Consider the following 16,555-nt stretch of genomic DNA (forward strand, 5'->3'; position numbering starts at 1 on the left):
AGCCGCAGGTGGAATTATTACCGGCGGAATGGGGCTTGCCGATGAAAAAATATGATCTGCGTGAGGTGCCTGATGTGGATGCCCAGCTTGCGGCGCTCTCTGCTCAGGAAGTTGAGGCCCCGTTTGATCTGGCCTGTGGCCCGTTAATTCGTGCCGCGCTGGTACAACTGGCTGATGATGAGCACGTCTTTCTGCTGACCCAGCATCATATTGTTTCCGATGGCTGGTCTTTCGGGATACTGAAATCAGAACTGGAGACGCTCTATTCAGCTTGCTTGAACCAACAGTCGGATCCGTTGCCACCGTTAGCGATTCAATATCCTGATTATGCCGCCTGGCAGCGTCAGTGGCTGTCGGCGGAACGCATACAGTCCCAATCCGACTATTGGCGCACGCGGCTGGCTGACGCGCCGGTATTGCTGGATTTGCCCACTGACCGGCCCCGTCCGCCTCAACAGTCATTTACCGGGACGCTCTTGCCTGTCAGTCTGGATGCGGAGTTAACCCAATCCCTCAAGCGTCTGAGTGAGCAGCAGGGCGTCACGTTATTTATGACCCTGCTGGCGGCTTGGGCGACGGTCTTATCGCGCCTGTCAGGTCAGGAAGATCTGGTTATCGGTACACCGAGTGCCGGTCGTGGTCGTCAGGAAGTGGAATCCCTGATTGGCTTCTTTGTCAACACGCTGGCGTTGCGGATGGATTTATCTGGTGCGCCGACTGTGACTGAATTGCTTGCGCGTGTGCGGCAAACCGCGCTGGCAGCGCAAGAGCATCAGGATCTGCCGTTTGAACAGGTGGTGGAAATCGTGCAACCGCCGCGTCAATTGGCGCATACTCCGCTGTTTCAGGTGATGTTTGCCTGGCAGAACAATGAGAGTACGGAATGGCGGCTGCCGGGGCTGGCTGTTTCACCTGTCGAACAAGCTTTTGAGGTGGTTAAGTTCGATCTGGAGCTGAATTTATCCGAGGTGGCGGGCCGGATTGTCGGTTATCTGAATTATGCCACTGCCCTGTTTGATCAATCCACCATTGAGCGGCAGGTGGAATATCTCCATACCGTCCTGCGGGAGATGGCGGCTAACCCGCAACAGCCGGTCAGGAAAATCGATATTCTGACCGTGGCAGAGCGCAGGCTGTTGCTGGAAACCTGGAATGCGATTGAAACCCCGGATTCTGAGCCGGGTTGTATTCACCAGCTGTTTGAACAACAGGTGGAGAAAACCCCTGATGCGATAGCATTAGTGTATGAAAAACATATCCTCAGCTACGCCGAATTAAATGCCCGCGCTAACCGGCTGGCCCATCAACTGATGGCGTTGGGTGTGGCACCGGACCAGCGGGTGGCGATTTGCGTATCACGCTCACCGGCAATGGTGGTGGGATTATTGGCGGTGCTGAAAGCCGGGGGCGCATATGTGCCGCTGGATCCAGTCTACACCGGTGAGCGTCTGGCCCATATTCTGACCGATGCGGCCCCCGCTATTTTGCTGGCGGATAGGGCCGGACGTGATGTGCTGGGAGAGGATGCACTGGCCGGGCTGACGGTACTGGACCCGAATAACCGGCCTGATCAGCCGGACAGTAACCCGTTGGTACCGGCATTGACTGCCCGGCATCTGGCGTACGTGATTTACACCTCCGGTTCGACCGGCATGCCGAAAGGGGTGATGGTGGAGCATCGTCATATCCTGCGTTTGTTTGAGGCGACGGAATCCCGGTATCACTTTAACCGGCAGGATATCTGGTGCTTGTTTCATTCCATCGCGTTTGACTTCTCCGTGTGGGAATTGTGGGGGGCTTTACGCTACGGCGCTAAGTTGGTGCTGGTGCCGCATGCAGTTGCCCGTTCGCCTCAGGAGCTGCATCAATTTGTATGTCGGCACGGTATCACGGTGTTGAATCAGACCCCCAGTGCTTTCAAAGCCTTTATTGCCAGTGATATCGCCAATCCCTTACCGGACTGCTTGCGCTATATCATCTTTGGCGGAGAAGCTCTCGATCCCGGTATTCTAAAGCCGTGGTATGCCCGGCGGGCAGAAACATCGCCTCAGCTGGTGAATATGTACGGTATCACCGAGACCACAGTTCACGTCACTTACCGGGCGCTTTCTCACCATGATGTAGAACAGATAACGAGTCCTATTGGTACGCGTATTCCGGATTTAACTCTTTATCTGCTGGATAAGTATGGTCAGCCGGTACCGTTGGGCACCGTGGGTGAATTATATGTTGGCGGGGCCGGTGTGGCCCGGGGTTACCTTAATCGTCCTGAGCTGACAGCGGAACGTTTCCTGCCTGATCCGTTTAGTGGTAAACCCGATGCCCGTATGTACCGCACCGGGGATTTGGCCCGCTATCTGCCGGATGGCAATCTGGCATTCCTGGGCCGTAATGATCAGCAGGTAAAAATTCGCGGCTTCCGCATTGAGCCGGGGGAAATCGAAGCCCGGCTGATGGAACACCCGGCGGTGCGTGAAGCGCTGGTGCTGGCGCAGGGGGATGATCAGGATAAACGGCTGGTGGCTTATGTGGTGGCCGCCGCGGATGAAGCGTTAGTTAACCGGCTGCGTACTCACCTGAGTGCGATTTTACCGGATTATATGGTGCCGGCGGCGTTTGTGCGGCTGGATAGCTTCCCGTTGACCCCGAACGGCAAACTGGATCGCCGGGCATTGCCGGCACCGGGGGCGGCGGCTTTAGCCCGGCAGGTTTATGAAGCGCCGCAAGGGGAGACCGAAACCCTGCTGGCCGCTGTCTGGGGGGAGTTGCTGGGCATTGAACAAGTCAGCCGGCATGACAGCTTCTTTGGGCTGGGCGGCCATTCATTGCTGGCGGTCCGGATGATTGACCGTCTGCGTCATGCGGGATTAACGCTGGCGGTGCGTGACCTGTTCCAATCCCCGGTGTTATCCGACTTTGCCCAGACAGCCGGGCAGTCTCAGGCGGTGGTGGTGCCGGCGAATGTCATTACCCCGGCGACCACCGTACTGACACCGGAAATGTTGCCGTTGATTGATCTGACTCAGCCAGAGATTGACCGTATCGTCGAACAGGTACCGGGCGGGATAGCAAATATTCAGGATATCTATGCCCTGTCACCGTTGCAGGACGGTATCCTGTTCCATCATCTGCTGGCAAATGCAGGGGATCCGTATCTGTTAGCCAGTCAGATGGCCTTTGCTGACCGGGCGTTGCTGGACAGCTATTTGGCGGCGGTGCAACGAGTGATTAACCGCCATGACATCCTGCGGACCGCTTTTATCTGGCAAGGATTATCCGCGCCGGTACAGGTGGTCTGGCGTCAGGCACCATTGTTGGTCACTGAACTGACATTCGATCCGGTTGATGGGCCGGTTGGCGAGCAATTGGCTCACCGTTTTAATCCCCGTCATTATCGTCTTGATTTGCATCAGGTGCCGTTGTTGTACTTTGTGGTGGCGCAGGAGAGCGATGGCCGCTGGATTGCACAGCAATTGCAGCATCATTTGATTGGCGACCATACCACCATGGAGGTGATGAACCGCGAAGTTCTGGCGTACCTTGCCGGGCAGGAAAACAGCCTGCCTGCGCCGGTGCCTTTCCGCAACTTGGTGGCGCAGGCCCGGTTAGGGGTGAGTCAGGATGAACATACCCGTTTCTTTACCGAGCTGTTGGCTGAGGTGGACGAACCGACGCAGCCGTTCGGGTTGATAGAAGTCCATCGAGATGGCTCGCAGGTGACAGAGTCGCACCGGATGTTGTCCGCTGTGCTGAATAGCCGTCTGCGCAGTCAGGCCCGGCGTCTGGGCGTCAGTTTGGCGGCTCTGAGTCATCTGGCTTGGGCGCTGGTGTTGTCGCGCATTAGCGGACAGGCGAAAGTGGTATTCGGTACCGTACTGTTTGGGCGGATGCAGGCCGGAGAAGGGGCTGACAGTGGCATGGGGCTGTTTATCAACACCTTGCCGTTGCGGCTGGATATGGATGATACCGCGGTGCAGGACAGTGTACGGCAGGCACATGCCCGGTTAGCGAAATTGCTGGAACATGAACATGCGTCATTGGCGCTGGCTCAACGTTGCAGTGGGGTATCCGGGGAAACGCCCCTCTTTAGCGCCTTGTTGAACTACCGGCATAATACGCCGTCGGTCACTACGGATGAAATCATCAGCGGTATTGAATTTCTTAGCGGACAAGAGCGCACTAACTATCCGTTTGTCTTGTCGGTGGAGGATTTTGGTGATGCGCTGGGGCTGACGGCGCAAATCGCTCAACCGATTGATCCGGAGAGGATATGTGGTTATATGCAACAGGCGCTGGAAAGTCTGGCTGAGGTGCTTGAGCAGCGGCCGGAGACACCGGTTCGGACACTGAATATCTTGCCGGAAGCAGAAAAGCGGCGGTTGTTGGAGACTTGGAACGCGACCCAGACGCCGTATCCTGACCAGTATTGTATTCACCAACGGTTTGAGCAACAGGTAGAAAAAAAACCTGATGCGATAGCGCTAGTGTATAAAGAGCAAGCCTTCAGTTATGTTGAATTAAATGTTCGTGCTAATCGGCTGGCGCATCAATTGATTGCATTAGGAGTAGTGCCGGATCAGCGAGTAGCAATTTGTGTAGCGAATTCACCGGCGCGGATCGTGGGGCTGCTGGCAGTCTTGAAAGCGGGTGGTACCTATGTGCCGCTGGATCCGGCCTATCCGGGGGAACGTTTGGTCCATATATTGATTGATGCTGATGCGGCTATTTTACTGGCGGATAATGCCGGATGTGCGGCGTTAGGTGAAACAGCGTTGGCCGGGCTGACCGTAATGGATCCGAATGTATTGCCTGACCAGCCGGACAGTAATCCGCAGGTGACTGCATTAACCCCACGACATCTGGCATATGTAATTTACACCTCTGGCTCGACCGGCATACCCAAAGGGGTGATGGTTGAACATCGTGGGCTGGTTAACCTGATTCAGGAAAAAATCGCTCAGTTTGATATTCATTCCGGTAGCCGGATATTGCAGTTCGCTTCATTTGGTTTTGATGCCAGTGTTTGGGAAATCATGATGGCGTTGTGTGGCGGCGCTGCTTTGGTTATCCCTATTAACTCGGTTCGTCAGGACTCGCGTCATCTTTGGCATTATTTAGAAGAGCAGGCGATAACACACGCCTGCCTGACACCGGCTTTACTTCGGGATGGTGTTGGTTTACCGGAGATGACGATAAAACCGGTATTGATACTGGGGGGAGAAGCCCCCAGCGCCGCGCTGCTTCGGGCATTGAGTCACCGGGCAACGGTGTTCAACGCGTATGGTCCGACTGAAATCACGGTTTGTGCTGCTGTTTGGCGTTGCCCGCCAAACTACATGGATGGCGTCATTGCGATCGGACGTCCGACGGCTAACACACAGGTTTATCTGCTGAATACTGACGGCCAGCCCGTGCCATTAGGGGCGGTGGGTGAGCTGTATATCGGCGGTGTGGGGGTAGCGCGAGGCTATCTCAACCGCCCGGAATTAACGGCGGAGCGTTTTCTGCCGGATCCCTTTAGTGAGATAGCAGATGCCCGCCTATACCGGAGTGGGGATTTGGCCCGTTATCTGCCGGACGGCAATCTGGAGTTTCTGGGCCGTAATGACCAGCAGGTGAAAATCCGCGGTTTCCGTATTGAGCCGGGTGAAATTGAGGCCCGGTTGGTGGAATATCCGACGGTGCAAGAAGCGGTTGTACTGGCGCAGGGTGACGGTCATGACAAACGGTTGATTGCTTATGTCGTGGCACACGCGAATGAGGGATTGGTCAATAGCTTGCGTACTCATCTGAGTGCGATTTTACCGGATTATATGGTACCAGCGGCGTTTGTGCGTCTGGATGCTTTGCCGCTGACCCCGAATGGCAAGCTGGATCGTCAGGCATTACCGGTACCGGGTGAAGAGGCGTTCGCCCGGCAGATTTATGCCGCGCCACAAGGGGAGATGGAAACCACCCTGGCGGCTATCTGGCGTGAATTACTGGGCGTTGAGAAAATTAGCCGCTATGACAACTTTTTCGCCCTGGGCGGTCATTCGCTGCTGGCGGTGCGGATGATGAACCGGATAGCGGCTTTAGGGATTGAATTACCGCTGTCCACGCTATTTAAATGTCCTTCTTTGCTGGCCTGTGCTGAGGAGATGTGTGCCCAGTCTGGTGAGTCGGACAGGATATTACCCGCTATCGTTCCGTTATCCCGTGAGGGCCAATTGCCGTTATCATTCGCGCAACAGCGTCTGTGGTTCCTGGCCCAACTTGATGGGGTGAGTGACACTTATCATATTCCGCTGGCCCTGCGTTTGCGTGGTCAACTGGATATTACGGCCTGGCAGCACGCACTTAATCTGCTGTTTGCCCGCCATGAAGCATTGCGCTCGGTCTTTGTTACGGTTGATGGTCAGCCGCAGGTGGAATTGTTACCGTCAGAATGGGGCCTGCCGATGAAAAAATATGACCTGCGAGAGGAACCAGAGGGCAATAAGCAACTTAAGCATCTGTGCGCGCAAGAGGCGGAGGTGCCGTTTGATCTGATACATGGCCCATTAATTCGTGCCGCGCTGGTGCAACTGGCTAACGATGATTACGTCTTCCTGCTGACCCAGCATCATATTATTTCCGATGGCTGGTCTTTCGGGATACTGAAATCAGAACTGGAGAGGCTTTATGCAGCTTGCTTGAACCAACAGCCGGATCCGCTGCTGCCGTTGACGATTCAATATCCTGATTACGCCGCCTGGCAACGTCAGTGGCTGTTGGCGGAGCGGATACAGTCCCAATCCGACTATTGGCGCACCAGACTGGCTGATGCCCCGGTATTATTGGATTTGCCTACTGACCGGCCACGTCCGCCTGAGCAGTCGTTTGCCGGGAATATCTTGCCCATCAGTCTGGATAAAGAGTTAACCCAATCCTTCAAGCGCCTGAGTGAACAGCAGGGCGTCACGTTATTTATGACGCTGTTGGCCGCTTGGGCGACGGTCTTATCGCGCTTGTCAGGTCAGGAAGATCTGGTTATTGGTACGCCAAGTGCAGGTCGAGGTCGTCAGGAGGTGGAATCCCTGATTGGCTTCTTTGTTAACACACTGGCTTTGCGTATGGACTTATCCGGTGAGCCGAATATGACTGAGTTGCTTGCGCGTGTGCGGCAAACCGCGTTGGCGGCGCAGGAGCATCAGGATCTGCCGTTTGAGCAGGTAGTAGAAATCGTGCAACCGCCACGCCGACTCGCGCATACCCCGCTGTTTCAGGTGATGTTCGCCTGGCAGAACAATGAGGATCCAGAATGGGAGTTGCCGGGACTGGCCGTTTCACCCATCGAGCAAGCTTTTGATGTGGTTAAGTTCGATCTTGAGCTGAATTTATCCGAAGTGGATGGCAGGATTGTCGGTTATCTGAATTACGCCACCGCCCTGTTCGATCAACTTACCATTGAGCGGTACGTGGGGTATCTGTCCGCGGTATTGCAAGCGATAGTGATTAACCCTCAACAGCCGGTTGGGAAAATCGATATTTTGACCGCGGCGGAGCGCAAGCTATTGCTGGAAACCTGGAACGCGACTGAAACAGAGTATGCTGATCAATGTTGCATTCACCGGCTGTTTGAACAGCAGGCAGAGAAAACCCCTGATGCGACAGCATTAATGTATGAAGAGCATATCCTCAGCTATGCCGAATTAAATGCCCGTGCTAACCGGCTGGCCCATCAACTCATTGAACTGGGCGTGAAACCGGATCAACGGGTAGTGATTTGTGTGACGCGTTCACCATCAAGGGTGGTAGGGCTATTAGCTGTGTTGAAAGCGGGTGGCGCCTATGTACCGCTGGATCCCGCTTACCCTGGCGAGCGTTTGACCTATATGTTGAGGGACTCAGCCTCATCCGTGATATTGGCAGATCAGGCTGGATGTCTCGCTTTGGGTGAAGAAGCGCTTGCACAATTAACCGTAATTGATCCAAATACCTGTCCTGATCAGCCGGACAACAACTTGCAAATTCCTGCGCTGACTTCACGGCATTTGGCGTATGTAATTTACACCTCCGGCTCAACCGGTATGCCGAAAGGGGTAATGGTTGAACACCGTGGTCTGGTTAACCTGATTCAGGAAAAAATCGCTCAGTTTGATATTCATTCTGATAGCCGGGTGTTGCAGTTTGCTTCATTTGGCTTTGATGCCGGCGTCTGGGAAACCATGATGGCGCTGTGTAGTGGTGCCACTCTGGCTATTCCTGCCGACACGATTCGTCAGGATCCGCTCCACCTTTGGCATTATCTGGAAGAGCAGTCGGTGACGCACGCTTGCCTGACGCCGGCTCTGTTACGGGATGGCGCCAATTTACCGGAGATAACGATAAGACCAACATTGATATTGGGCGGTGATGTGCCCAGTGCAGAGTTGTTCCAAGCACTGTGTGGCCGGGCAACGTTGTTCAATGCGTATGGCCCAACGGAAATCACGGTTTGTGCGACTACCTGGCGTTGTCCGTCAGACTATATCAGTGGTGTAATTTCTATCGGGCGCCCAACAGCCAACACGCGTATTTATTTGCTGGACACCCACGGTCAGCCAGTACCGTTGGGAGCGGTGGGTGAGTTGTATGTCGGGGGTGTGGGGGTAGCGCGTGGCTATCTTAACCGCCCGGAACTGACGACGGAACGTTTCCTTATTGATTCGTTTAGTGAGACAGTCGATGCACGCCTGTATCGAACCGGGGATTTGGCCCGTTATCTGCCGGATGGCAACTTGGTGTTCGCTGGCCGTAATGATCAGCAGGTTAAAATCCGCGGCTTCCGCATTGAGCCGGGAGAAATTGAAGCACGGCTAACGGAACATCCTGCGGTAAGTGAAGGGCTGGTACTGGCACGGGATGCTGGGCAGGATAAACGTTTGATTGCCTATGTGGTGGCCGAGCCAAATGATGGATTGGTGGCGGACTTGCGTGAATATCTGAGTGCCATCTTGCCGGATTATATGGTGCCGGCGGCTTTTGTACGTCTGGATACTTTCCCATTGACACCCAACGGTAAACTGGATCGCCGGGCGTTACCGGCACCGGGGGAGGAAGCGTTTGCCCGGCAGATTTACGCCGCGCCTCAAGGGGAGATGGAAACCACCCTAGCGGCTATCTGGCGTGAATTACTGGGCGTTGAACGGATTAGCCGCTATGACAACTTTTTCGCCTTGGGCGGCCATTCGCTGTTGGTGGTGCGGATGATGAACCGGATAGCGGCTTTAGGAATTGAATTACCGCTGACCACGCTATTTAAATCGCCTTCTTTGATCGTTTTTGCTGAGGTGATGCGTGCCCGGTTTGGTGAACAGAGCAGCAGATTACCGGCCATTATGCCGATATCCCGTGAGGGTAAACTGCCGTTGTCATTCGCTCAACAGCGCCTGTGGTTCCTGGCTCAATTTGACGAAGTGAGTGATACCTATCATATTCCGGTGGCTCTGCGTTTGCGCGGTCAATTGGATATTGGCGTCTGGCAGCAGGCGCTCGATGTGCTGTTTGCCCGTCATGAAGCGTTGCGCTCGGTCTTTATTGCTGTTGACGGTCAGCCGCAGGTGGAATTGTTACCGGCGGAGTCAGGCCTGCCGATAAAAAAATATGATCTGCGTGGCGCGCCGGATGCGGATGCCCAGCTTGCGTCTCTCTCTGCTCAGGAAGCTGAGACACCGTTTGATCTTGCCTGTGGCCCATTAATTCGCTCCAGTCTGGTGCAGCTGGCTAATGATGATCATATTTTCTTACTGACCCAGCATCATATTGTTTTCGATGGTTGGTCTGTCAGCGTATTGATGCATGAATTGAGCACCCTTTACACCGCTTTTCTTGTGGGCCAGCCGGATCCGCTGCCGCCGTTGACGATTCAGTACCCTGATTATGCCGCTTGGCAACGTCAGTGGTTGTCGGCGGAACGCATACAGTCCCAATCTGACTATTGGCGCACGAAGCTGGCTGACGCGCCGGTTCTGCTGGATTTGCCTACTGACCGGCCACGTCCTTCTCAGCAGTCATTTACCGGAAATATCTTGCCCGTCAGTCTAGATCCGGAGTTAACTCAATCCCTTAAACGTCTGAGTGAGCAGCAGGGTGTCACGTTATTTATGACGCTGTTGGCGGCTTGGGCGACGGTCTTATCGCGTCTGTCAGGTCAGGAAGATCTGGTTATCGGTACACCGAGTGCAGGTCGCAGTCGGCAGGAAGTGGAATCCCTGATCGGTTTCTTTGTTAATACGCTGGCCTTGCGTATGGATTTATCCGGTACGCCGAATGTGGTCGAATTGCTTGCGCGTACACAGCAAACCGCGCTGGCGGCGCAGGAGCATCAGGATCTGCCGTTTGAACAGGTGGTGGAAATCGTGCAACCGCCGCGCAGACTAGCACATACCCCGCTGTTTCAGGTGATGTTTGCCTGGCAGAACAATGACAGCATGGAGTGGGGATTGCCGGGATTGGCTGTTTCACCTGCCGATCAACGTATTGATATCGTTAAGTTTGATCTTGAACTCAGCCTGTCTGAGGTGGATGGTAGGATTGCCGGTTATCTGAATTATGTCACCGCCCTGTTTGATCAATCCACGATTGAGCGGCACGTGGAATATCTCCATACCGTACTGCGGGAGATGGCGGCAAGCCCCAAACAGGCGGTCGGGAAAATTGATATCCTAACCGTGGCGGAGCGCCAGTTGTTGCTGGAAACTTGGAATGCAACCCAAGCGCCGTATCCTAACCAGTCATCTATTCACCGGCTGTTTGAGCAACAGGCAGAGAAAACCCCTGACGCGATAGCGTTAGTATATGAAGAACGCATTCTCAGCTACGCCGAATTAAATGCCCGTGCCAACCGGCTGGCCCGTCGGTTAATCGGGCAGGGGATCCGGTCGGATGATCGGGTTGCGGTGATGTTAGAACGATCCATTGAACTGGTGGTGGCTCAGTTGGCTATCCTCAAGGCCGGGGCTGTTTATGTGCCTATCGATCCCCGAGTGCCGGACGAACGGAAAAACTGGCTGATAAACGATTGTTCAGCCAAATTGTTGCTGACCGATATCCCGGTTGATCTGGCGATTCCCCTGTTTTATCTGGCCGATGAAGTGGACGCTATCGGGGAAGAAGATCACCACAATATTGACTTACCCCGCTCCAGTACTGCGCTGGCCTATATCATGTACACGTCCGGCTCGACCGGCACACCAAAAGGGGTGATGGTGCCACATCGTGCTGTGGTTCGTTTGGTGATTAATAATGGGTACGCCGAAATCGGGCCGGATGATCGGGTTGCCTTTACTGCTAATCCGGCTTTTGATGCCGGCACGTTCGAAATCTGGGCACCGTTGCTTAACGGCGGTGCGCTGGTGGTTATCGACCATGACACGTTACTGACGCCACACAAGTTAGTGCAGGTTTTACAAGTGCATTGTGTCACGGTGCTGTGGCTGAGTGTCGGGTTATTTAACCGAATGGCGGCGGAGTTATCCCCGGTTCTCCCGCAGCTCAAAATCCTGATGGTTGGCGGCGATGTGTTAGATCCGCATGTAATTGCGCAGGTTTTGCGTGACAGTCCGCCTCAACAGTTATTGAATGGTTATGGGCCGAGTGAAGGAACCACCTTTACCACGACCTATCGTATCGCAGAATTATCACCGGGAATGAACCGGATCCCCATTGGTCGGCCAATAGCCAATACGCGAGTTTATCTGCTGGATACCAGTGGTCAGCCGGTGCCGATAGGTGTGATCGGAGAGATTTATGTGGGCGGAGATGGGGTAGCCTGTGGTTATCTCAATCGCCCTGAACTGACCGCGGAACGTTTTCTACCAGATCCGTTTAGCAATGAACCCGATGCCCGTATGTATCGAACCGGAGATTTGGCCCGTTATCTGCCGGATGGCAATCTGGAATTCCTGGGCCGTAATGACCAACAGGTTAAAATCCGCGGTTTCCGCATTGAGCCGGGGGAAATCGAAGCCCGGCTGGTGGAACATCCTGCGGTGAGTGAAGCGATTGTGTTGGTGTTGGGTGATGGTCAGGACAAACGGTTGGTGGCTTATGTGGTGGCAGAAATGGATGAAGAGCTGGTTAACCGTCTGCGTATGCACCTGAGCACCATTTTACCGGATTATATGGTGCCGTCGGCGTTTGTGCGCCTGGATAGCTTCCCGTTGACGCCAAACGGCAAACTGGATCGCCGGGCGCTACCGGGGCCGGGGGAAGAAGCGTTTGCCCGGCAGGTTTATGAAGCGCCGCAAGGGGAGACAGAAACCACACTGGCCGCTATCTGGAGCGAGTTGTTGGGTATTGAACAGATCAGTCGTCACGATAGCTTCTTTGCTTTGGGGGGGCATTCATTGTTGGCAGTGCGGATGATTGACCGCTTACGTAACGCGGGATTAACACTGTCAGTGCGTGATCTGTTCCAATTCCCGGTATTGTCTGAATTTGCCCAAACAGCAGGGCAGTCACAGGCAGTGGTGGTGCCGGTTAATACCATCACCCCGGCGACTACGGCACTGACACCTGAGATGTTGCCGTTGATTGATCTGACTCAGCCTGAAATTGACCATATCGTTGAACACGTACCGGGCGGGATGACCAATATTCAGGATATCTATGCTCTGTCACCATTGCAGGACGGGATCCTGTTCCACCATTTACTGGCGAACCAGGGCGATCCGTATCTGTTGGCTTATCCTGTGGTCTTTGCTGATCGATCGCTGCTGGATCGTTATCTGGCGGCGGTGCAACAGGTAGTTGATCGTCACGATATCCTGCGTACCGCCTTTGTTTGGCAAGGATTGTCAGTGCCGGCTCAGGTAGTCTGGCGTCAGGCACCGTTATCAGTGACTGAACTGACATTGGATCCTGCTGATGGACCAGTTTATGAACAACTGTTTCAACGTTTTGATCCCCGTCAGCATCGTCTCGATCTGGGGCAGGCGCCCTTATTACGTTTTGTTATTGCACAGGAAACGGATGGTTGCTGGAGCGTATTACAATTACAGCACCATTTGATCGGTGACCATACTGCAATGGAGGTGATGAACCGGGAAGTTCAGGCGTACCTTACCGGGCAGGAGAACAGTCTGCCTGCACCGGTTCCTTTCCGTAATCTGGTAGCTCAGGTTCGACTGGGGGTGAGTCAGGCCGAGCATACCCGCTTCTTTACCGAGATGTTGGCTGAAGTGGATGAACCGACGCTGCCGTTCGGGTTGACAGAAGTCCATCAGGATGGTTCGCAGGTCACTCAATCGCACCGAATGTTGCCCGCTATGCTGAATGACCGCCTACGCAGTCAGGCCCGGCGTCTGGATGTCAGTCTGGCGGCGCTGTGTCATCTGGCCTGGGCACAAGTATTGTCACGTACCAGCGGACAGGAGAAAGTGGTATTCGGTACCGTGCTGCTTGGGCGGATGCAGGCAGGAGAAGGGGCTGACAGCGGCATGGGGCTGTTTATCAATACCTTGCCGTTACGACTGGATATGAATGAGACTCCGGTGCAGGAGAGTGTACGGGCAGCCCATACCCGGTTGGCGGGATTACTGGAACATGAGCATGCTTCACTGGCGTTGGCTCAACGTTGCAGCGGTGTACAAAATGAAATTCCGCTCTTTAGCGCCTTGTTGAACTACCGGCATAATGCGCCGGTGGTCATCACGGATGAAATCATCAGCGGCATTGAATTCCAGGGTGGGCAAGAGCGTACTAACTATCCGTTTGTCTTGTCGGTGGAGGATTTTGGTAATGCTCTGGGGCTGACCGCGCAAATCGTTCAACCGATTGATTCGGAGAGGGTATGTGGTTATATGCAACAGGCGCTGGAAAGTTTGGCAGAGGCGCTTGAGCAGCGGCCGGAAACACCGGTACGGTTGCTGAATATTTTGCCGGAAGCAGAGAAGCGGCTGTTGCTGGAAACCTGGAATGCAACTCAGGCACCCTATCCTGACCAGTCATCTATTCACCGGCTGTTTGAGCAGCAGGCAGAGAAAACCCCTGACGCGATAGCGTTAGTATATGAAGAACGCATTCTCAGCTACGCCGAATTAAATGCCCGTGCTAACCGGCTGGCTCGCTGGTTAATCGGGCAGGGGATCCGGCCGGACGATCGCGTTGCGGTGCTGTTAGCGCGTTCTGTAGAACTGGTGGTGGCTCAGTTGGCTATCCTTAAGGCTGGGGCCGTTTATGTGCCGATAGATCCCCGTATACCGGATGAACGGCTGCATTGGCTGATAAACGATTGTTCAGCCAAATTGTTGCTCACCGATAGCCTGATTGACCTGGCTATTCCCCTGTATTGCCTGGCTAATGAGATGGGTACTATTGGGCAAGAAGATCACTGTAATCCTGATTTACCCCGCTCCAGTACCGCGCTGGCTTATATCATGTATACCTCCGGCTCGACCGGTACGCCAAAAGGGGTGATGGTGCCGCATCGGGCTGTGGTGCGGTTGGTGATGAATAATGGGGATGCTGAAATTGGGCAGGATGATCGGGTGGCTTTTGAGGCTAACCCGGCGTTCGATGCCGGCACCTTTGAAGTTTGGGCGCCGTTGCTGAATGGCGGTACGCTGGTGGTGATTGATCACGCGACTGTATTGACGCCGCAGGCGTTTGTTCGAGCATTACAGGCTTATCGGATCACGGTTATGTGGTTGAGTGTCGGGCTGTTTAACCGGCTGGCGGCAGAGTTATCCCCGGCGCTTTCACAGCTCAAAATCCTGATTGTTGGTGGAGATGTGCTGGATCCGCATGTGATTGCGCAGGTTCTGCGTGATAGCCCGCCTCAACAGTTCTTGAATGGTTATGGGCCGAGCGAAGGAACCACCTTTACCACCACCTACCGTATCACGTCATTATCACCGGGGATGAGCCAGATCCCTATTGGCCGACCGATAGCTAACACGCGGGTTTATCTGCTGGATGTCTATGGTCAGCCGGTACCTCTGGGGGTGGTCGGGGAATTGTATATTGGGGGGGCGGGTGTAGCGTGTGGTTATCTCAATCGTCCTGAGCTGACGGCTGAACGCTTCCTCGTTGATCCCTTTAGTGATTCACCTGATGCCCGCCTGTACCGGAGTGGGGATTTGGCCCGTTACTTGCCGGACGGTAATTTAGAATTTATTGGCCGTAACGATCAGCAAGTTAAAATCCGTGGTTTCCGTATTGAGCCGGGTGAAATTGAGGCCCGATTGATGGAACACCCAACTGTGCAAGAGGCCACTGTGTTGGTACTCGGTGACGGCCAGGATAAACGCCTGATCGCTTATGTAGTGGCACCAGAGGATAAGGAGCTGGCTAATAGCTTGCGTGCTCACTTGAGTGCCATTTTACCGGATTATATGGTGCCGGCGGCGTTTGTGCGTCTGGATGTCTTCCCGCTGACCCCGAACGGTAAGTTGGATCGTCGGGCGCTACCTGCTCCAGGCAATGAAGCTTTTGCCCGACAGGTTTACGAAGCGCCACAAGGAGAAACGGAAACCGTATTGGCGGCTATTTGGTGTGAATTACTGGGGATTGGGCAGGTCAGCCGGTATGACAATTTCTTCGCCTTGGGTGGTCATTCACTGTTCGCTATGCGGATGATAAATCTTGCGGCTAATCATGGCCTTGTTTGCACATTGAATGATCTGTTTCAATTCCCTGTGCTGGCTGAATTGGCTGCAAAAATGACATCAGAGCCGCTGTCTCAACCGCGAAACAGGGCAATATCGGTGCGATCTGGTGGAACCGGCCTGCCGTTATTCTTTGTGCCCAGCGGGCTGGGTGATTATTCCTATGTTTTCGGGTTGTCTCAGCAAATTCAGCCAGGCTACCCGATTTATGCGTTGTCCTGGCCATCCATCAGTGAAGAGCCGATGTTGACGATGGAAGAGCAGGCGGCAAGAATGATCAGCTTTATGAAAGCGGTTCAACCGGAAGGCCCATATCGGCTATGCGGTTACTCTTCCGGTGGCATATTGGCTTATGCCATTGCCCAGCAACTGTTGAATTCCGGTGAGATGGTCAATTTTCTCGGTCTGATAGACACGCCTGCTCCTTACTATTACAGGCAACAGATAACGCCACCAAAACTTCAATTCTTTATTGAGTTGGCAAGGCAAACAGGAAAAGAACATATTGATGAGATTGCGGCACTGTACCGGCGAATTGATCAGTTGAATCTGGTGCAGTTTATCGAAGCGGCGCAGAAATTGACGTTATACCCGGCCAATCTGTGTTCTGATTTAATCGCAAGACGTTGGGAGCAGATAGAAAATTATGCGCAAATAGTCAGAGACTATGAGCCGCAAATATTGGCGATAACGCTGCATCAGTTCTATGCAACGGAACCTTCTCCACCTGCTCCGGTTGTTGTGGATGCTGAAATTATGGATGCCGAACCACAGTCTTTAAATAGAGATCCGTCGTTAGGTTGGGCGCAGGTATTGCCTGATTCTTCGCTGCGGTTAATTCCAATTTCGGGTAACCATTTTAGTTTGTTCGAGAATAATGCGGATAAAGTCGTTTTAGTTCGGGCTTTAAATATGGCGTTGGCAGAGGATTGTGACGGGTAAGT

1 protein-coding gene is annotated in these 16,555 nt (G+C 53.9%); it reads left to right on the plus strand.

All coding sequences use genetic code 11. The features are described from left to right. On the plus strand, positions 1–16,553 hold a 16,553-nt coding region (locus ACGF7G_RS08205), incomplete at its 5' end, for an amino acid adenylation domain-containing protein (RefSeq protein WP_387464671.1). Between the last annotated feature and the right edge of the window lie 2 nt (positions 16,554–16,555).

It is taken from the genome of Photorhabdus sp. RM323S, assembly GCF_042879375.1.
Classification (GTDB): domain Bacteria; phylum Pseudomonadota; class Gammaproteobacteria; order Enterobacterales; family Enterobacteriaceae; genus Photorhabdus; species Photorhabdus tasmaniensis.